This is a genomic window from Formosa sp. L2A11 (assembly GCF_009796865.1).
GTDB lineage: Bacteria > Bacteroidota > Bacteroidia > Flavobacteriales > Flavobacteriaceae > Formosa.
The window spans coordinates 1,769,455-1,790,148 of record NZ_CP047028.1; the positions used below are offsets into that span (position 1 = coordinate 1,769,455).

At 32.5% G+C, this 20,694-nt stretch carries 20 protein-coding genes; 14 read left to right on the plus strand and 6 right to left on the minus strand.

Annotated features, from left to right (window positions below; translation table 11 throughout):
• The first annotated feature begins 6 nt into the window (after window positions 1-6).
• Window positions 7-681, plus strand: a complete 675-nt coding sequence (locus GQR95_RS07635) for a response regulator (protein WP_159022611.1) — start codon at window positions 7-9, stop codon at window positions 679-681.
• A 218-nt stretch (window positions 682-899) separates the two neighbouring features.
• Here the strand turns inward: GQR95_RS07635 and GQR95_RS07640 are convergent, their stop codons facing one another.
• A complete protein-coding gene (locus GQR95_RS07640; RefSeq protein WP_159022612.1) occupies window positions 900-1,409 on the minus strand; it encodes a DUF456 domain-containing protein in 510 nt (169 codons plus the stop codon).
• Window positions 1,410-1,530: 121 nt separating this feature from the next.
• On the opposite strand from GQR95_RS07640, the gene GQR95_RS07645 reads away from it, so the two are divergent.
• From GQR95_RS07645 to GQR95_RS07655, 3 genes are all read left to right on the plus strand, one after another.
• A complete protein-coding gene (locus GQR95_RS07645) occupies window positions 1,531-1,890 on the plus strand; it encodes a BlaI/MecI/CopY family transcriptional regulator (RefSeq protein ID WP_159022613.1) in 360 nt (119 codons plus the stop codon).
• Window positions 1,891-1,892: 2 nt separating this feature from the next.
• Window positions 1,893-3,215, plus strand: a complete 1,323-nt coding sequence (locus tag GQR95_RS07650; protein ID WP_159022614.1) for a M56 family metallopeptidase — start codon at window positions 1,893-1,895, stop codon at window positions 3,213-3,215.
• Window positions 3,216-3,386: 171 nt separating this feature from the next.
• Window positions 3,387-3,863: a hypothetical protein gene (locus GQR95_RS07655; protein WP_159022615.1), complete on the plus strand. Its 477-nt coding sequence runs from the start codon at window positions 3,387-3,389 to the stop codon at window positions 3,861-3,863.
• A 5-nt stretch (window positions 3,864-3,868) separates the two neighbouring features.
• Here GQR95_RS07655 and GQR95_RS07660 read toward each other — a convergent pair whose 3' ends face one another.
• Window positions 3,869-4,999, minus strand: a complete 1,131-nt coding sequence (locus tag GQR95_RS07660; protein WP_159022616.1) for a glycosyltransferase — start codon at window positions 4,997-4,999, stop codon at window positions 3,869-3,871.
• Window positions 5,000-5,002: 3 nt separating this feature from the next.
• Window positions 5,003-5,965: a lysylphosphatidylglycerol synthase domain-containing protein gene (locus GQR95_RS07665; protein WP_159022617.1), complete on the minus strand. Its 963-nt coding sequence runs from the start codon at window positions 5,963-5,965 to the stop codon at window positions 5,003-5,005.
• 27 nt (window positions 5,966-5,992) lie between these two features.
• Here GQR95_RS07665 and GQR95_RS07670 point away from each other — a divergent pair, with 27 nt between their 5' ends.
• The 5 genes from GQR95_RS07670 to GQR95_RS07690 are packed head-to-tail and all read left to right on the plus strand — an operon-like array spanning window position 5,993 to window position 9,585.
• The gene (locus GQR95_RS07670) at window positions 5,993-6,640 is read left to right on the plus strand and encodes an outer membrane beta-barrel protein (protein ID WP_159022618.1); all 648 of its coding nucleotides are present in this window, start codon (window positions 5,993-5,995) and stop codon (window positions 6,638-6,640) included.
• Window positions 6,640-7,257, plus strand: coding sequence for a crossover junction endodeoxyribonuclease RuvC (gene ruvC, locus GQR95_RS07675; protein WP_233266020.1), 618 nt, complete (start codon window positions 6,640-6,642; stop codon window positions 7,255-7,257). The genes GQR95_RS07670 and ruvC overlap by 1 nt, the downstream gene beginning before the upstream one ends.
• A complete protein-coding gene (gene hemW, locus GQR95_RS07680; protein ID WP_159022619.1) occupies window positions 7,254-8,420 on the plus strand; it encodes a radical SAM family heme chaperone HemW in 1,167 nt (388 codons plus the stop codon). Before ruvC ends, hemW begins: the two co-directional genes overlap by 4 nt.
• A gap of 15 nt (window positions 8,421-8,435) precedes the next feature.
• Window positions 8,436-9,191 (plus strand): cyclase family protein, encoded by a 756-nt coding sequence (locus GQR95_RS07685; RefSeq protein WP_159022620.1) that lies wholly within the window; start codon window positions 8,436-8,438, stop codon window positions 9,189-9,191.
• A gap of 31 nt (window positions 9,192-9,222) precedes the next feature.
• Entirely contained in the window at window positions 9,223-9,585 is a 363-nt protein-coding gene (locus GQR95_RS07690; protein WP_159024255.1) for an MmcQ/YjbR family DNA-binding protein, read from the plus strand.
• Window positions 9,586-9,609: 24 nt separating this feature from the next.
• Here GQR95_RS07690 and GQR95_RS07695 read toward each other — a convergent pair whose 3' ends face one another.
• Window positions 9,610-10,452: an AraC family transcriptional regulator gene (locus GQR95_RS07695; protein ID WP_159022621.1), complete on the minus strand. Its 843-nt coding sequence runs from the start codon at window positions 10,450-10,452 to the stop codon at window positions 9,610-9,612.
• Between the two features lie 578 nt (window positions 10,453-11,030).
• Between GQR95_RS07695 and GQR95_RS07700 the strand changes: the two genes are divergently transcribed.
• From GQR95_RS07700 to GQR95_RS07715, 4 genes are all read left to right on the plus strand, one after another.
• Window positions 11,031-12,611: an aldehyde dehydrogenase (NADP(+)) gene (locus tag GQR95_RS07700; RefSeq protein ID WP_159022622.1), complete on the plus strand. Its 1,581-nt coding sequence runs from the start codon at window positions 11,031-11,033 to the stop codon at window positions 12,609-12,611.
• 108 nt (window positions 12,612-12,719) lie between these two features.
• Window positions 12,720-14,015 (plus strand): aminopeptidase P family protein, encoded by a 1,296-nt coding sequence (locus GQR95_RS07705; protein ID WP_159022623.1) that lies wholly within the window; start codon window positions 12,720-12,722, stop codon window positions 14,013-14,015.
• 5 nt (window positions 14,016-14,020) lie between these two features.
• Entirely contained in the window at window positions 14,021-15,241 is a 1,221-nt protein-coding gene (locus tag GQR95_RS07710) for a Xaa-Pro peptidase family protein (protein ID WP_199269647.1), read from the plus strand.
• A 150-nt stretch (window positions 15,242-15,391) separates the two neighbouring features.
• Complete coding sequence (locus GQR95_RS07715) at window positions 15,392-15,970, plus strand: alkylphosphonate utilization protein (protein ID WP_159022624.1); 579 nt, start codon at window positions 15,392-15,394, stop codon at window positions 15,968-15,970.
• Window positions 15,971-16,122: 152 nt separating this feature from the next.
• On the opposite strand, the gene GQR95_RS07720 is transcribed toward GQR95_RS07715, so the two are convergent.
• Window positions 16,123-17,088 (minus strand): ornithine cyclodeaminase family protein, encoded by a 966-nt coding sequence (locus tag GQR95_RS07720; RefSeq protein ID WP_159022625.1) that lies wholly within the window; start codon window positions 17,086-17,088, stop codon window positions 16,123-16,125.
• A gap of 441 nt (window positions 17,089-17,529) precedes the next feature.
• On the opposite strand from GQR95_RS07720, the gene GQR95_RS07725 reads away from it, so the two are divergent.
• Window positions 17,530-18,864 carry a M28 family peptidase gene (locus tag GQR95_RS07725; protein WP_159022626.1) on the plus strand — a complete coding sequence of 445 codons (1,335 nt, stop codon included), beginning with the start codon at window positions 17,530-17,532 and terminating at the stop codon, window positions 18,862-18,864.
• Between the two features lie 367 nt (window positions 18,865-19,231).
• Here GQR95_RS07725 and GQR95_RS07730 read toward each other — a convergent pair whose 3' ends face one another.
• Window positions 19,232-20,623: a dipeptidase gene (locus tag GQR95_RS07730; protein WP_159022627.1), complete on the minus strand. Its 1,392-nt coding sequence runs from the start codon at window positions 20,621-20,623 to the stop codon at window positions 19,232-19,234.
• Window positions 20,624-20,694: the final 71 nt, after the last annotated feature.

Here is a 20,694-nt window from a genome sequence, read left to right on the forward strand (position 1 = left end):
ATTAAGATGAGCCAACTGATTAGAATTTTAATGACAGACGATCATCCCATGATCATAGAAGGTTATCAGAACACATTGTTATCTACAAAGAAACCCGAACAGGAATTACATATAGATACAGCTAATAATTGTGATGAATCTATAGAAGCTATGCAACGTAGTATTAGGTTGGAGGAGCAATATGATGTGTTATTTATAGATATAAAGATGCCACCCTCTGCAGATGGTCAATTTACAAGTGGAGAAGATTTAGCAAGACATGCTCGCAAAATTTTACCGCATGCTAAGATTGTAATTCTTACTATGTTTAACGAAACTTATCGCATTCATAATATTGTAGAAGAAATTAATCCAGAAGGATTTTTAATAAAAAGTGATTTAACATCTAGTGAGCTCGCAAGCGCTTTTCAAGCTATTTTAAATCATCCTCCGTTTTATAGTGGTACAGTAAATAGGTATTTAAAACAAACTATTATAAGCGATATTTATTTAGATGATAAAAATCGTCGTATTCTCTATTTACTTTCTAGAGGTATAAAGACTAAAAATTTAGCCGAACATATAGACTTATCTTTAAGTGGTGTTGAAAAACGAAAAAAACATCTAAAAATATTATTCAACATTGATGATGGTCAAGATGAAAGTTTGATAAGAGAAGCAAGAAAATTAGGTTTTATTTAGAATAACGGACACAAAATGGTCTAAAATGCGCATGAAAAACGCAAAAGCATGCAAAATAAATTAATAAGTACGGTTTTCCCGTAGTGAATATTCAATAAGAGTTACTATCTTTGGAATGTATCAAACAGATATATGATTAATTAATCCCTCAAGTAATTAATTGTTGATTATAGCAAATCACAAAAAAACCTTATAACTCTCGTTATTAGGTTTTTTTTTTAGAATAAACCGAAGCTAGATTTATACTGCCAAAACAGCCGTATAAATAATCCGAAATAGACTATACCAATTATAAATTTTAATAGTGTACCAGTAAGAAACCCTAGAAAAGATCCAAAAGCCGCTTTTGCAGCTGTTTTATGATCGGCCATATAAATCATCTCTCCAATAAAGGCTCCAATAAATGGCCAAATTATTACTCCAAGAAACCCCAAAACAGGAAAAACAATAGAAATAATTAATCCAACAGTGGTTCCTATAACACCAAATTTACTGCCTCCAAATTTTTTAGTTCCTATAGCAGGAATAGCATAATCTAAAATTACAACTGCTATAGCAATAACTAAACTTACGCCCAAAAATGTCCAGTCGTTAGGAATTGCTTTTGTTAAATATAATAATAGAAGGCCTAACCAACTTACAGGAGGTCCTGGTAGAATAGGTAAAAAACTACCTAATAAGCCTATAATCATACATATTAGTCCGAGAATAATTAAAAGGATATCCATATTCTAAAAATTAGTATTTAGCGAAGTTACATATTTTATTTGTAGTTTTTTAAACTATAAAATTAGTTCAAACTAAATATTTAGTTACATTTGTTATCTATTAAACTAAAAACTTAGTTGAATGAAAGCGTTAACAAAAGCAGAAGAAGAAATTATGCAAGTGCTTTGGCAATTGGAACATGCCAATGTAAAAGCCATTATAGAGAAATTACCAGAACCAAAACCAGCATATAATACGGTGTCTACCATAGTGCGTATTTTAGAAAGTAAAGGTTTTGTAGATTATGAAAAGCAGGGGAAAGGACATATTTATTTCCCGTTAATCTCTAAGCAAGATTACAGCAACCAATCGTTAAATACATTGGTCGATAATTATTTTCAAGGATCGTTTAAAAGTTTAGTGTCTTTTTTCGTAAAGAAGAACGATGTGAGTTTAAATGATTTGGAAGCCATGATGAAGGAAATTGAAAAAAATAAATAATTATGCTACACTATATTCTACAAACCATAGCGTTTCAGTTGTTTTTCTTAATGGTGTACGACTTGTTTTTAAAACGCGAAACTTTTTTTAATTGGAACCGGTTTTATTTATTGTTTACTCCAATAGCTTCATTTGTATTGCCATTAATTCAGATAGAAGCATTTAAAAATATTTTACCACAACAATATGTCGTGCAGTTACCCGCCGTAATTTTAAATCCTGATGCTGCCGCTGTGCAAACACAATTGTTACCAACGGTTTATCTTAAAAATAGCAGTTCGTTTTGGTCTTGGGAATTCATCTTATATGTCGGAATGAGTGTTACAGCTTTTATGTTTCTATTTAAAATTTATAAACTTATAGGTGCAATTATAATAGGAGATAAGCAGAAGTTAAACAAACTAACTATTGTAACCATTAAAAACAGTTCGGTAGCCTTTTCATTCTTTAATTATGTGTTTTTAGGCGATGCTATTAGTCCAGAAAATTACAACACCATTTTAGCTCACGAATGCGTTCATAAAACGGAAAAGCATAGTGCCGATTTATTGTTTTTTGAAGTACTTCGCATCCTGTTTTGGTTTAATCCGTTAGTGTATATGTACCAAAATAGAATGGTTACACTTCATGAATATATTGCCGATGCTTTAGTGGTAAAGCAACAAGATAAAGTGACTTACTATCAAAACTTACTCAGTCAAGTTTTCGATGTCAATCATATTTCATTCATCAATCCATTTTTTAAACAATCATTAATCAAAAAACGAATCATTATGTTAACAAAAACGAAATCAAAACAAATTCATTTAGCCAAGTATGCGTTACTAATTCCAATGGTATTTGGTATGCTATTGTACACGTCTTGTGATAAAGGTGTCTCGGAGTCTAAAACATCTGATGCTGAAAACAGTATAGAGAATAATCCAAAAGCAGCAGTAGAGAAAGTAGATTCTGAAGAAGAAGTAGAAGTTCCGTATAGCGTAGTAGAACAACCTCCCGTGTTTCCAGGTTGTGAAGATGTATCTGCAGAAGAGCAAAAGAAATGTATGTCTACAAAAATATCAAAATTTGTAGGAACGCATTTTAATACTGATTTAGGTAAAGGAGACGAAAATATTACGGGAAGACAACGTATTAATGTTGTTTTTAAAATTAGTAAAACTGGTGATATTGTAGGGGTTAAAGCCAGAGCTAAATCTGAAATATTTCAAAATGAAGCTGTTCGTGTAGTGAGTCTACTGCCAAAAATGCAACCAGGAATGCAAAAAGGGAAAGCAGTTATAGTGCCTTATTCTTTACCAATTGTATTTCAAATACTGGAATAATTTTTTAAAATAAGAAATTGAAAAAACCGAAGCTAATCACTTCGGTTTTTTGTTGTTTAAAATAGACTTAATTATAGAACCATTTCAGTATTAATGATTTTCGGCTAAGAATTGCTGTCTAAAAAGTATTAAATACTAAAAATATTGTATTTTCGATTTTCATCTTGTATTATGAAGCATTTCGTATTTATTCTAGCATTATTATTACTTAGCGCTTGCGACGACTTAAAGGTGAAAAAAACATCTACAGAAGCCATTTTAAATGAAGAATTAAAATCGTTTAAATGGAATGAAGTCGATGAATACCCTACCTTTTCGTCTTGTGAAACTTCGGGAACCCAACATGGAAGAAAATTATGTTTTGAACAGACACTATCTACCGTAATTTTAAAACGTTTGGAAGCCGAAAGGATTATTGTAAATCATGATGTTTTAGATACCATACTTATAAAATTTAAAATTTCTGACCTTGGGCATTTAAGTCTATTGCATTTTAAAGTCGATTCGATTACACAATCCGAAATTCCGAATATTAAATTTCTAATTACATCTAGTTTAGATAGTTTGCCCACTATAGAGCCAGCAATAAAACGCGGACAAAAAGTGAATTCAGAATTTACACTTCCTATTATTATAAAAGTGAATTAGAGATATTATTTACTAAATCTTCTATCTTTCCAAGTATACGAAGAAAACAGTGATGCAACTGCTACATACGTGCAAAATACTGGATATAATACGGCGACTATACCATACCATTTTAAGCCAGATTTCTGATTAAAAAACGATGCGCTTTTATAAATAAGCAGATAATCGATAATAATTTTTATGGCACAAATATTAACAAAGTAGTGTAAAGGAAAATCGCTAAAACACATAAAAATAAACACACAGATTAGTAAGGCATTCATGCTTAAAACTAGAAGTCCTGTAATCTTGCTAAAATTATTTTTATATGCTTTTGTTTTAGAGGCCCAACGTATACGCTGACTAATTAAATCGGGTAATGTTGGTTGTGCATGTGTGTAAATAACAGCCTCGGTAGATTTTAAATACCGAATACTTTCTGGATATTTTGTGCTAATTTTTTCAAGTAAAAAAATATCATCTCCACTTGCAATAGTATCATTTTCGGCAAATCCATTTACATTATAAAAGGCCTCTTTTGTATATCCTAAATTAGCGCCGTTACATAAAAAAGGTTTCTTTATTCCGAATCCGCCAAGCGTGGCGCCTTGTAAACTCATCACATCAAACCACTGAAAAATATTAAGAAATTTAGTAGTTGTAAAATAGGTAATTGGAGCAACAATAAACTGGCATGTTTTATATTTATCTATAAAACTATTAAATGTGGCTAACCATGTTTTTGGGAGTACACAATCTGCATCTGTAGTGAGTATCCAATTAAATTTAGATTTAGAAATAGCTAAACCAATAGCATCTTTTTTTGGAGAATTAGAGACTCGTTTATTCTGAAGTAATGTGATTTGAAGCTGAGGTTGGTTTTTAATAAAATGGGTTACTATAACTTCAGAAGCATCTTCAGAACCATCATTCACTAAAAGTATTTCAAATTGATTTTCTGTGTAGTTTAATTCCGAAATAGATTGTAGTAATTCGGGTAAATGTTCAGCTTCATTTCTAAAAGGTATAACAATAGAGAAGCCGGTATGTTTAGATGTTTTTTCAGCCTTAAACGACTTTACTTTTGTAAACCCCAAAAATAAACGCCCGATTAACCCTGTGTATAATATTAAAATAATGACACTAAAAACAATCATAAATTAGGATTTTAAGAGTTTAAAATTCATTACAAAATAAGTGCCTATAAGACTTGGCAATACAACGTTAAATAACCACATTATTGTAATACAACTTAAAACAATGGTTTCAGGAATATTAAAAAACGAAAATAAATACACAGCAATACTTCCTTTTAAAACCACGTCGAAAATAAATATACTTGGTAAAATAGAGGCTAAAAGATACATGCTAGAAATTATCATCATCGCATTTAAATAACTTAAATCCACATGAAATAAGTATAGTAATACGTAAAATTGAAACGAAAATATAACATAGCGTATTCCTGAAAACAATAAAGTTTTTAAGAATAGGGATATAGAAATAGAAGTTAGAAAATGTTTTGTTTTGTCTAACCAAATTTTAGGTTTTCCAAACCGTTTAACAATTATAAAGAGGATACTAAAAACAATTATTAAACCTAGATATTGAGGCCAACTTAAAGATTGTATATCTATTTGTAAGGGGAAATTAGACGCGAAAAAAAATAAGCCAATGCTTCCTAAAATAGTAGTGATTAGCATTTGTGCAAGATTACCAATACCGTTAAGGCCTACAATTTTGGACCTTAGTTTAGATTGAAAATATAATGCTTTTGCACCATAGTCGCCAATACGGTTTGGAGTAAAAAGAGAAGCGGTATGTGCGCCTAAAGTTTGCTCTAATGCGGTTTTAAACGTTATGTTTTTAATGTAATTAACTAAAGTTTTCCATTTTAAAATTTCAAAAAACCAATTTAATACAGATAATAATGTGATAATCAGAATTGAATTAAAGGAAAATAAATTATTAGATAATATATTCGTTTTTAATTCTGAAATCGATAAATCGTTGTTATTAAACAGTTTATGGTATATAAAATAAAAACTAAAAGCAATAATGCTTATCTTAACCGAATAAATTAAGATTTGATAAGATTTAAAAGTAAGTGCTTTAGCGTGCATACTGCAAATTAAACCTTTTATTATAAGATGTCTTCTATATTAAAACAACAAAAATACATAGCCTGTTTGGTTATTTTTATATTTCTAATTTCTATCCCTGGATTTTCTCAAACAGATGAGGATGTTTTAAGATTCGAATTGGCATTAGGTGCTAATACAGCATTTAAAGATGGCTTTGCAGAATCGTTTTCAGGAAAAACACTAAATCTGGCTACCATAAATGTAGGAGCCCAATATATGTTTACAAAAACACTTGGTGCTAAATTCGATTTAGGGTTTAATCGTATTAAAGGAGAAGGCCCTTCAGAGTCATTTAAAATAAACTATACACGACTAAATTTACAAGGTGTTTACGATTATACTAAAATCACTGGTTTAGATGTAAGAGAATTAAAATTTCTAATACATGCTGGACCTGGATTTGCATTTGTTAGGCCTTTAAGTATTGATTATGATAATAATCAGAATTATTTTAATGCCATAGTGGGTACAGAAGTTTTATACGAACTTAATAGAAATTCGTCTGTGTTTTTTGATGTGTCTTATATTCACGGCTTTACAGAGGCAGATGATTATTCTCCAATTACATCTGGTCAAGGTGCTTTTAATGGCAGTATACTTACTTTTACAGTTGGCGTTTCCTTATCTTTGAGCGGATGTTATTATTGTAATTAATGAGTAAAGAACGTATTATTTTAGGGATAGATCCCGGAACCACAATTATGGGGTTCGGACTAATAAAAGTTGTGGGTAAGACCATGTCTTTTTTGCAATTGAATGAATTAGATTTAAAAAAATACGACGACCATTATCTAAAATTAAAGCTCATTTTTGAACGCACCATAGAGCTTATTGAAACCCATCACCCAGATGAAATTGCTATTGAAGCGCCTTTCTTTGGTAAGAATGTACAGAGTATGTTAAAGCTTGGTCGTGCTCAAGGAGTAGCTATGGCAGCGGGTTTGTCTCGAGAAATTCCTATTACAGAGTATGCACCTAAAAAAATAAAAATGGCAATTACAGGAAATGGTAATGCTAGTAAAGAGCAGGTTGCGAGAATGCTTCAAAGTCTTTTAAAGTTAAAAACACTTCCTAAAAATTTAGATTCTACAGACGGACTAGCTGCCGCAGTTTGTCATTTTTATAATGATAATCGTGTAGAGGTTGGTAAAAGTTATACCGGTTGGGCTGCTTTTGTAAAACAAAACGAATCGCGTGTTAAAACACAAAAGGTGACAAAAAACAGTATAAAAAAAGTGAGTAAAATAGGTGTAAAAAAGACAAAAGAATGAATTTAAATCCACAGACTAATTCTACAGAATATGTTGAAGGTGTTGGCATTTATATTCATATTCCATTTTGTAAACAAGCTTGTTTTTATTGCGATTTTCATTTTTCTACGTCTTTAAAAAAGAAGGATGAATTAATAGATGCTTTAATAACAGAACTAGAACTAAGAAAATCTGAATTTAAAAACGATACGGTAGCAACTATTTATTTTGGTGGAGGTACACCAAGTGTATTGTCGTTAGCAGAAATTGAAAAAATATTAACTGCAGTTTATACGCATTATAAGGTTACCGCAAACCCTGAAATTACGTTAGAAGCCAATCCCGACGATTTATCTGAATCTAAAATATTAGAACTTTCTAAAAGTAAAATTAACCGCTTAAGTATTGGTGTGCAATCTTTTTTTGAAGCCGATTTAAAACTCATGAATCGGGCACATAATGCAGCCGAAGCCAAAACATGTTTAACATTAGCTACACAGTATTTCGATAATATTTCTGTCGATTTAATTTATGGTATTCCAGGTGCTTCTCACGAGCAATGGCAAGAAAATATACAAACACTTTTAGATTTTAATATTCCTCATATTTCTAGTTATGCATTAACCGTAGAACCTAAAACGGCCTTGGATACTTTAATTAAAAAAGGAAAGATTGAAGATGTAAATGAAGCACAAGCAGAAACGCAGTTTCATATGTTAATATCTCAATTAACAACAAATGGATTTCAGCATTACGAATTGTCTAATTTTGGAAAACCGGGATATTTCAGTATAAATAATTCAGCGTATTGGAAAGGTAAAAAATATATTGGTATTGGCCCATCTGCACACTCTTTTACAGGAGAATCTCGCAGTTGGAATGTTTCTAATAATTCAAAATATATAAAAGCAATTCAATCTAATACATTACCAAGTGAAATAGAATATTTATCGGTTAACGATAAGTATAACGAATATGTTATGACGGGGTTACGTACCATTTGGGGCGTGTCTATACAAACTATAGAAACCCAATTCGGATCAGATTTTAAATCTTATCTTTTGGCACAATCAGATAAATATTTAAAAGCAGAAATGTTGTATCTTGAAGGAGATAATCTTAAAGTAAGTAATAAAGGGAAATTCTTAAGCGATGGCATTGCATCTCATCTTTTTAAGATTTAAAAAATAGTATTTAATATGATTGCAAGTATTCAAACCAATTCAAAAAAGTATAAAATAGATTTCACTAAACCTCTAGATATTTCTATTCCGTTACGTGCTTCGCATACCAATGTTTCTGCTTGGTATGTAGAGCCACCAAAGATGGAGGCTGTTAAAGATCCAGAAGGTTTTTCTGCTCGTGTATCAGATGGTGCAGCATTTAATTTTAATAATATTTCATTTAATCCACATGCACATGGCACACATACAGAATGTGTTGGGTATGTTACTCACGATTTTCATTCTGTAAATGAATATTTAAAACAGTTTTTCTTTTTAGCAGAAGTTATTACCGTTGCGGTAGAAAAGTTAGAAGACGATTTTGTTATTTCTAAAAAACAACTTCAATTTGCTTTAGGAAATAAAAAACGTAAGGCCGTTGTTATAAGAACAATTCCCAATACTACAGAAAAATTAAGTAAACAATATTCACATACCAATCCGCCATATTTACTCGAAGATGCCGCAGTATATTTACGTGAAAAAGGAGTAGAGCATTTATTGGTAGATTTACCTAGTTTAGATAAAGAAAAAGACGATGGCGAGTTATTGGCACATCATGCTTTTTGGAATACAAAAGGAAAGATTAGAACGCATGCCACTGTAACCGAATTAATTTATGTACAGAACTATGTACAAGATGGGACTTACTTTTTAAACTTACAAATAGCACCTTTCGATAATGATGCTACACCAAGTAAACCTATATTATATCAGGTAATTACAGCCTAATTAATTTGCTTATTGTATCTTAAAACTTATGATAAACATAGAACAACTATACGACTATTGTTTAAAGAAAAAAGGAGTTACAGAAGCATTTCCTTTCGATAATAATACATTGGTCTTAAAAGTATTAGGAAAAATGTTTTTATTAACGGCTCTAAAAGGATGGGAAGAAGGACAACCAGCAATTAATTTAAAATGCGATCCTACAGAAGCAGAAAATTTAAGAGCCAATTACGAAAATATCCTTCCGGGCTATCACATGAGTAAAAAACACTGGAATACTTTAAAACTCAATCAAGGCGATTTAGAAAACACTTTGGTTTTTCAGCTTATAGATCATTCTTATGCGTTGGTTGTAAAAGGGTTGCCTAAAAAGTTAAGAGATACGTTGTTGTAAAGGAGACTTTATTTTTAATAACTATTAGTTGCGTTTTTTGTGCGCAGAGGGAATCACACCTTTTACACTTTTAAATTGCCTGTTAAAATTCGAGATATTCTTGAATCCTGAACGGTACGCAATTTCCGAAATAGATAAATCATTGTTTTTTATAATAAGTTTACAGGCGTGTTCAATACGCAACTCGTTTAAAAACTGAAAATATGTTTTATTAGTCCGCTTTTTAAAATATTTACAAAACGCATTTTTTGTCATTACCGCAACTTCAGAAATGGTCTCTAAAGAAATATCCTGATTAAAATGTGTCATGGTATACTCAAAGACATCGCGTATACGTTTTCCTTCATTATCGGTATATCTTTTGTCGTAAATAAAAGACGATAAACTCTTGTAAGGCGCAACAGCAGTAATTTGTAGCACCTGTAATAAAATAATAAAAGCCTCCAGTTTTGTGCTTTGCTTAAGCGTGTAAAATAAATCTGTAACCTGTTTTTTATTAGACGTAATTTTAAAACCTTGCTCAGCACGTTTAAAAAAAGATTCTAATTCTTCAAGTTCAACCAAATCAAAAAAGTGAGACCCAAAAGCATGTTTTGTAAAAAACAACGTTAACATATGCGATTGCTTTTCTACAATTTCATCACTTATAAAAACATGCGGTAAATTACTACCTATAATTATAATATCTCCAGTTTCGTATGGGTTTATTGTATCGCCAACAATTAAAGAACCTTCTCCAGAAACAATTAAACTTAACTGAATTTCTTCATGTTGGTGTAGTTTATCATAAAAAAGAAACCCTAAATCTTCCTGAAATACAAGTGCGTCCTGCTTAGGTTTAGGTATTTTAAAAGGTAAAACTTTCATGTTATAAAGCTTTTTTGGAGTTTAAAATTACATAAATAATATGCTATAATAATTTAAAAATATAAATAAACGGATAATTTTATATTAATTAAGGATAATTATAATCCATATAAAACGGCATTCCTTAGGTAGCTTTGCTCTAATTAAAATAGTGTTAACAGTATGTCATAGCAGGGTATTTAGCCTTAAATTAGCATGCTAGTAACGGTTTTAAAATTAGCTATAGAAATAGTATTAAAACTCGGCTGACTTTTTTAATGTAATTTGGGTGTTACCCTATCGGGGCAGGCTTTCGGCACTCGCTTTTTTAATGGCAAAAACAGACCAATAAAAAGAGCTCAAACAAAGCCTCAATCCTTAACACAAAAACCGTATATTAAAGAGGAAGCCAGATTATAAATATATTACAAGCAAACATTATAATAAATTATCGCTTTGGGGTACTCTAGAGGCAATGATTTGTGCGTTTAAGATTGTTTTATAATAGCTTACGTTAATACAATACAGTCCATATTTAAAAGCACCAAATACGTATTAAATAATAGGTGTAAAAAACAGATTTACAAAATAGCATATAAATGATTACAGGAAAAAATTACATTGGTTTTACACCATCTGCAAACGGAACAAAAACATACACAACCTTTAATCCGGAAACGAATACTAAAAACGAAGAGGTTTTTACAGAAGCAACTTCTAAAGAAATAGATCATGCTATTGTTTTAGCGACAGAGGCTTTTAAAAGTTTTTCGAAAACTTCAGGAAAAGAGAAAGCTAAATTTTTAAACACCATTGCAGACGAGATTTTAGCCTTAGATACTTTATTAGAAACTTACAGTAAAGAATCTGGATTGCCAAAAGAACGTGCAGTAGGAGAACGCGCGAGAACCATTGGGCAATTGCGTGCGTTTGCAACATTAGTAGAAGATGGATCTTGGGTAGATGCTGCAATAGATACAGCACAACCAAATCGTGAACCAGTGGCGAAACCAGATTTAAGAAAAATGTATATTGGTTTAGGGCCAGTGGCTGTTTTTGGTGCAAGTAACTTTCCGTTAGCATATTCTACAGCAGGAGGCGATACCGCAGCAGCACTTGCGGCAGGATGTCCTGTAATTGTAAAATCGCATCCCATGCATGCAGGAACAGGCGAGTTAGTCGCTTCTGCAGTAATTAAAGCAGCTAAGAAAACCAATATGCCAGACGGTGTGTTTTCAAATCTAAATAGTAGTGGTGTCGAGGTTGGACAGCAATTAGTAAAACATCCAGGAATAAAAGCGATTGGTTTTACGGGGAGTATTCGTGGTGGTCGTTCGTTATACAATTTAGCAGCAGCTCGTAAAGAACCTATTCCTGTGTTTGCAGAAATGGGAAGTATAAACCCTGTTGTAATTCTTCCAAAAGCATTATCAGAACAAGGAGCAGTATGGGCAAAAACGTATGCAAGTTCAATAACACTTGGCACAGGGCAATTCTGTACAAATCCAGGATTGTTGTTAGGTGTAAAAGGAAAAGATTTAGATAAATTTATTAAGGTCTTATCCGAAGAGATTGTAAAGATAGAACCTACCTGTATGTTGCATCCTAATATAAAAAGTGCGTTTTCTAAAAATAAATTTAAAGCCTTTAAGCAAGAAGGAATTGCTATTTCTGCAGAATATAAAACAGATGTTAAACCTAATTATGCACAGCAAACCGTTTTAACGGTAGATGGTAAAACGTTTCTAGAAAATTCAACATTACATAAGGAAGTCTTTGGTCCATTTTCTTTAATTGTTCAATGTAAAAACGTAAAACAATTAGAAACTATTTTGTACCAATTAGAAGGGCAACTTACAGGAACTTTAATTACCGCAAATGAAGAAGCAGATGCGCATCCGGAAATAGTAAGTGCATTACAAAACCGTGTGGGACGTATTATTTTTAATGGTGTACCAACAGGAGTAGAGGTTTGTCCGTCTATGGTTCATGGCGGTCCATATCCAGCATCTACAGATAGTCGCTTTACTGCCGTAGGAACACAATCTATAAAACGTTGGGTAAGACCATTTAGTTATCAAAATTGGCCAAATCATTTATTACCCAAAGCGTTACAAAATGAGAATCCAGAAGGGATTTTAAGATTAGTAAATAATAAATCTACCACAGATGCTATTTAGTATTTTGCGTACTAAATTTTATTCATCAAGTCTTAGTTTAAATTAATATCAGAGATAAAAAATAATATTAAATTTGAGTAATTTTCATCTAAACAGTACATTTTAAATATGAGATATAAACAAATTTCAAATTCACTTTTTATACAGAATAGAGCTCGTTTTGCAGCCAAAATGGAGCCCAATACTATTGCTGTGTTAACGTCTAACGATGTAAAACATAATAATGCAGACGATATGATGGGTTTTACCCAAAATAACGATCTGTTTTATCTTTCAGGAATAGATCAAGCAGAGTCTATTTTGGTCTTATATCCAGATGCTGTTAAACCAGAAAATAAAGCAATACTTTTTGTAACAGAAACCTCTGAACAAATTAAAATTTGGGATGGTGAAAAATTAACAAAAAATCAAGCTACTGAAATTTCAGGAATTAGCCGTGTAGAATGGGGACAAGATTTCGAGAAACTACTTCAGCTTATGGCGTTCGAGGCCGATGGTTTTTATTTAGGACATAACGAACATGTTAAACGTGTAACTCATAATCAGCAAACACAACAAGATCGTATGATTTTATGGGTAAAAGAGAAATATCCATTGCATGATTTACACCGTGTTGCAAAACTAACACGCGATTTACGACCTGTAAAATCTGATGTAGAAATCGATTTAATGCAACAAGCTGCAGATATTAGTGTCGAGAGTTTTAAACGTGCATTAAAGGCAACTAAGCCTGGCATTATGGAATATGAAATTGAGGCGGAACATATTTATCACCTAACGAAGTCTGGAGGTTTGCGTCATGCGTTTAAACCTATTATTGCATCTGGAAAAAATGCATGCTCATTACATTATAATACTAATGATGATGTTTGTAAAGACGGAGATATGATTCTAATGGATTTTGGGGTGTGTTATGCAAATTACAATAGTGATACTACTAGATGTTTTCCTGTAAATGGTACGTTTACAGCGCGTCAGAAAGAAGTGTATTCTGCCGTTTTACATTGTTTAAAAGAAGGTGCTAAATTATTAAAAGCAGGAACAGTATCTGCAGATTATGAAAAGCAAATGGGTAAGTTAGTCGAAGGGCAACTTATAAAAATTGGATTATTAGATGCTGAAGCCGTTGCAAAACAAGATCCAGAAAAGCCATTGTTTAAAAAATATTATATGCATAATTCTGCTCATCATTTAGGTTTAGATGTGCATGACGTAGGTTTGTATTCTCGTCCGTTTGAGGTCGGAATGGTACTTACTTGCGAACCTGGAATTTATATTCCAGAAGAAGGTATTGGATGTCGTTTAGAAAATGATTATTTAATTACCAAAGATGGTAATCGTAACTTAACAGAAGCGATGCCGATTGAAATAGAAGACATTGAATTAATAATGAAAAATAACTAATTAAGATGATAACATTAGGATTAGGAGGTTCTACAATTGAGGCAGAATTAGCAGCAATAGAATCCAGAGCACATTTAGTGCAACCCATAAAAAGTGATGCTTACCCAAAGCGTATAAAGCGTGCTTTAGAAATAATGGCTACCGAAAATATAGTTGCTGTTTACTTACATGCAGGTACAAACTTGTATTATTTTACAGGCACAAAATGGCATGCTAGCGAGCGTATGGTTGGTGCTTTATTACTTGCAGATGGAACCATTCATTATATCGCTCCTCATTTTGAAGAAGGTACCATTTTAGATTTTATGGAATTTGAAGGCCCTATTCATGGTTGGGAAGAGCATGAAAGTCCGTTTGAGTTGTTGGTTTCTGTTTTAAAAGAAAACGGAATTACAAAAGGAAATATTGCCATGGACGAAGTCACACCGTTCTTTATTATAGATGGTGTTCTAAATTGTCAGTCAGATTTTAAATTAGTCAATGCAAAACCTGTTACAGCAGGTTGCCGTATGATTAAGTCTAGTGAGGAAATTGCCATTATGCAAACCGCAATGGATATTACAATGGAAATTCATAAAGCTGTAGCACGTATCTTAAAACCTGGAATTGCTGCCCAAACGGTAGAAGATTTTATTCATGAAGCACACAAACGTTACGGAGCTCCAGATGGTTCTTACTTTTGTATTGTGTTGTTTGGTGTAGATACATCATTCCCGCATGGTGTAAAAAAACCAAAAGATTTAGAAGATAACGATGTGGTTCTTATTGACACAGGTTGTATGCTTCACGATTATATTTCAGACATTACAAGAACGTATGTTTACGGAGATATTACAGACGAACAACGAAAAATTTGGAACTTAGAACGCGAAGCGCAATTTTCTGCTTTCAAAGCTGCTCAATTAGGGCAAACTTGCGGATCTATAGATGTTGCTGTTAGAAAAACATTAGAGACAAACGGATTAGGCCCAGATTATAAATTACCAGGATTACCACATAGAACAGGACATGGTATTGGTTTAGATATTCACGAATGGCCATTTTTAGTAAAAACAGATCAAACTATTTTAGAGCCTGGAATTTGTGTTAGTAATGAGCCTATGTTGGTTATTCCAGATAAATTTGGTATTCGTTTAGAAGATCATATTTATATGACAGAAAACGGACCAAAATGGTTTACAGAACCAGCGCATAGCATTGAAGATCCTTTCGGACTTTCAAAATAATTTGAAGTTTAGATGATAAAATGAAGGCGTTAGATGTGTGAATCTAATGCCTTTTTTTGTGCTGAAAAAAGATGTATTTTCTAATCAATTCATTTTCATTTGTTGTAATTCGTTTTAAAATGTATTTTCGCGATGCTAAAAATTAAAATTATGAGTGTACTCCAAATGTTAGAAGATCGCAGCAGTTCAACTTGCGAATTATGTGGTTCAAAAGATCAATTAAAACAATACGTTATTCCGCCATCATTAAACGAAAGTGTAGACAATAGTGTGTTGGTGTGTAACACGTGCTTACAACAAATAGAAGAGAACGAAGATATGGATGTAAACCACTGGCGTTGTTTAAACGATAGCATGTGGAATGAGCATGTTGCTGTACAAATTATGTCTTGGAGACTATTGCAACGTTTACGAGGAGAAGGTTGGCCAAAAGATTTAATAGATATGATGTATCTAGATGAAGATGCTATGGCTTTGGCTCGTGCAACAGGAGAACATGAAGAAGAAAGTGCTAAGATTATTCATCGCGATGTGAATGGTGTTGTTCTTGAAACAGGAGACTCTGTTGTATTAGTGAAAGATTTAAAAGTAAAAGGATCTAGTATGGTTGCTAAGCAAGGAACTGCTGTTAGAAACATTCGTTTAGATCATGAAAATGCTGAATATATTGAAGGTAAAGTTGGAAGCCAACAAATTGTGATTATTACAAAATATGTAAAGAAATTGTAAGACTTATATTTCTTTAAATAGGATATAAAAAACGGGCTGTAAAATAATTTTACAGCCCGTTTTAATTTTAGATGTTATAATAATGAGATTCTTCTTTGTGACTTATTCGGAATAATAAATTGTTTTTATAAAAATAATTATATTGAAATAAGTTAGGCCTTAGTTTTTGCGTATTTATCTACATAATAGGTTGCTGCAAGTAAATCTTCAAGTGCATGACCAACCGATTTAAAAAGGGTGATTTCAGTATCGTTTTTACGTCCCGTTTTTTGATTGCCGCATAACTCAAATAAATCGGCTTGAATGTCATTCTCTTTTAGTATACCTGTATTAAGCGGAATAAGAATATCTCCACTTTCTTTTAAACCTCCTTGATAGGTGTCTATATATACAGATGATTTTAAAATGGCTTCGTCATCTGCTTCTCGTGTATCTTTTTTATAAGCACCAACTAAATCGACATGTTGACCAGGTTTTAAATGTTTTCCAATAACAAGAGGTTTAGTAGACAGGGTAGCCGAAGAAATAATATCTACTTCACTTATTTTTTCTTCAATGGTTTTTATCGCTTCAATAGTAAACTGTGTAGTCGTGAAATGTTTGCAAATGGCTTTTGCTTTATTATAATCACGTCCGTAAACATAAACTTTTTTAATAGGTCTGATGCTGGCATGTGCTTCAATTAAATTGGTAGACAATGCTCCTGTACCTATCATTAATAAAGATTCTGAATTTTCTCTAGATAAAAATAAAGATGCTAATGCCGAAGCAGCAGCAGTTCGTTTTACAGTTAAACTTTTCGCTTCTAAAATGGCTTTTAATTTTCCAGTTATGGAATCTAAATAAATATAGGTACTATGAATTGCTGGTAAATTATACTTTGCATTGTCAGGGCTAACCGTTACAATCTTTACACCTGAATTTTGTCCTGGATGCCATGCGGGCATTAAAAGAAGCGTAGAATCTAAGCCCGAATCTGGATTAGGAAAATCATGATGATGGCGCAGAGGCACTAGATAGTCGTTCGAGGAGAATCCTGTTTTTAAAGCAGAAATAAGTGTTTTAAAATTAGTTGAATTTTCGATAAAATCAGAATCAATTATAGCTGTATTTTTCATAACTTAAAATTAGTGAATATCTTGAAACTAATATAATTTATACCTAAAGAGGCTAATATTATATAATACAAGGATAATTATTAATCGATATAAAAATGGGCTGTTTTTTGTTTTACTCACTTTCTTGGTTTAGAAAGTTGTTTATTAAGCACCCCACAATTGACTATTATTCGTTTCATAAATGCTATTTAAGGTTTTAAACTAAAGTTCAGTTCGCTTTAACGAGTATTTTGTACTGTTCCGTAAATAAATTAGAACTTATTTTCGATTTAATTAATACTAGTTTTAACAAACTAGTATTAATTTTTAAAAAGACTGCCGCATTTTTTTGTTTATGGCCAGCTTTTATAAGATTCTTAAAAAATTAAAATAGTAACATTGAAGCTAATAAATCTCCCCTTTTCTAAAACAAATAAATTAGGCCTAAGCCTGCTTTTTTGTATGTTAAGTTTTGCTTTTTCTTATAGTCAAACTGTAACAGATATTATAAATGCCGTTAACCTAGATTCTTTGTCGCTTACAGTTAAAGAATTTTCTGGAGAAATTGCTACAGTTGTTGGTGGTAATACCGTTACACTTTTAAATAGGAAATACGATAATAACAACTTGGCTGCCGAGTATCTTTATGAAAGATTCGATAAGTTAGAGAATACCACTGTTGTAAATCAATTTATGGATGGTGAAGATAGTAGACGAAATGTAATTGCGACTCAGCTAGGAACAACACATCCGGAAAATGTATATATAATATGTGCGCATTACGATGCTGTTGCCGATTATTGTGCAGATGATAATGCAAGTGGTGTGGCTACAATTTTAGAAATAGCGAGACTGCTGTCTGGGCAATGTAAAGAAAATACCATTATTTACGCTTTGTGGGATGAAGAAGAGATTGGATTAATTGGGTCTAAATATTATGCCGAATTAGCAGAGACCAATGGTAATGCTATTTTAGGTGTTTATAATATAGATATGATTGGTTATGATGGCGATGATGATGAAAGCTTTGATATAGATGTTAAAAAAAATGATGCTGGTTCGCAAGGTATGAGTGACGATATTGTTGCTGTGTTAAATTCGTATCCGTTTAAATTGAATGTAAATATTGTTATTCCAGGAACAGAATATAGTGATCATTCTGGTTTTTGGAATCGTGGCTATCCAGCTGTTTTAGTTGGAGAAGCTTGGTCTGAAGATGATCAAAATTCAAAATATCATTCTAAAGAAGATAGATTTGCCTTGTTTAATCTAGAATATTATCACGAGTTATCTAAGCTGTCTGCTGGTTATATTGCTACCAAAGCAGTGTTAGGCGGCGTAGATAATACAGTTGCACAGAGTAATAATAGTCTTATTGCTAATCAAGATAATGCAACGTACCAATGGTATAATTGTGTTACCGATACTGCAATTACAGGAGCTACATTTCAGACCTATATACCAACAGCTAATGGTCGTTATAGCGTAGAAATTACATCTGGAACTTGTGTTGAGTTTAGTGATTGTTATGAATTCTCAACTTTAGGCTTACCAACGTTTAAAGATTCTGAACTAACGGTATTTCCTAATCCAGTACAATCTCATTTAACAGTTGAAAGAAGTGCAAGTGGTACAGCCGATTTTACAATGTATGATGTGTCTGGTAAACGGGTTTTTAAAATGACTTCTGAAGAAAAAACGACAGAATTACAATTGGGTAGTCTATCTAAGGGGATTTACTTTTTAAGTGTAGAAAGTGATAAAAAGAGAGGCGTGTATAAAATTGTTAAAGACTAAAATTTTTAATAATTTTATTAATATGAATGATACTAGATTTTGCGTTAGCGATTGCAGTGGCATCCTTTTTATGTGATGTAAACGATTTGTGTTTGCTAAACTGAAGTTTTTTGTTTGAATTAAATTATGCAGTGGTTAACTGTAATGTAATAAAAAGATATAACGGAAAGCGCGACCTTTTGGGAACGCCCTGAAAATTTGAAAATCATTTAATTTGGAAATGTAGCAATTCATTCCTGAGGTTTGAATTTTACCATATCATTTAAATACGATTTTTATTACGAGATGCTGAAACAAGTTCAGCATGACGAATAAATAAAAAAAATCCGCTCAAAATATTGAACGGATTTTTTTATGTGATTAGAATTTATTTTTTAAATAATTCTGTAAAATGTTTGTAAAACATTGGGATGGTTTCTATACCTTTTAGGTAATTCCATACTCCAAAATGTTCGTTAGGCGAGTGAATGGCGTCGCTGTCTAGTCCGAATCCCATTAAAATGGTTTTACTCTTTAATTCGTCCTCAAAAAGCGATACAATTGGAATACTTCCTCCGCTGCGTTGTGGAATTGGTGTTTGTCCAAAAGTTTCTGCATACGCTTTAGATGCTGCTTGGTAACCAATACTGTCTATAGGTGTTACGTAACCTTGACCGCCATGATGAGGTTTTACAACAACTGTAACAGCGTCTGGAGCGATACTTTCGAAGTGTTTTTTGAACAGTTCTGTAATGTCTTTCCAATCTTGATTAGGCACTAAACGCATAGAGATTTTAGCAAATGCTTTACTTGCAATTACTGTTTTTGCACCTTCGCCAGTATAACCTCCCCAAATTCCGTTAACATCTAATGTTGGTCTAATAGAGTTACGTTCGTTAGTTGTATAACCTGCTTCTCCGTAAACGGCATCGATATCTAAGGCTTTTTTATAGTTGTCTAAATTAAAAGGCGCTTTTGCCATTTGGGCACGCTCGTCTTTAGATAATTCTTCAACCTTATCGTAAAAACCAGGAATGGTAATGTGATTGTTTTCGTCGTGAAGTGACGCAATCATTTTTGTTAATATGTTAATTGGGTTTGCAACAGCACCACCGTAAAGTCCAGAGTGTAAATCGCGATTTGGACCTGTTACTTCTACTTCTACATAACTTAAACCACGTAATCCTGTGGTGATTGACGGTACGTCTTTCGCAATCATTCCTGTGTCTGAAATAAGAATAACGTCGTTTTTAAGTTTTTCGTGATTGTTTTTTACAAAGGTTGCAAGGTTTACACTACCAACTTCTTCTTCACCTTCAATCATGAATTTTACGTTACAAGGAAGCTCGTCGTTTTTGGTCATGAATTCCAATGCTTTTACATGCATATACATCTGGCCTTTATCGTCGCACGCTCCACGAGCAAAAATAGCCCCTTCTGGATGAGTTTCGGTTGTTTTTATAACGGGTTCGAATGGAGGAGAGGTCCAAAGTTCGATTGGATCTGCAGGTTGTACGTCGTAATGACCATAAACAAGAACGGTTGGAAGTGATTTATCGATGAATTTTTCACCATATACAATCGGATGGCCATCTGTCTTGCAAATTTCTACGTGATCGCATCCTGCTTCTTCAAGGCGTGTTTTAACGATCTCCGAAGTTTTTAAAACGTCGTTTTTGTGAGCCGAGTCAGCGCTAACAGACGGTATTTTAAGTAGTTCGATAAGTTCGTTTAAAAATCTATCCTTGTTATTTTCGATGTAAGTCGAGATATTTTTCATGTGGAAATATTCTGTTTCCAACAAAAATACAAAATTGTATAATTTTTTCTTGAAAGTTTATTTGATTATTG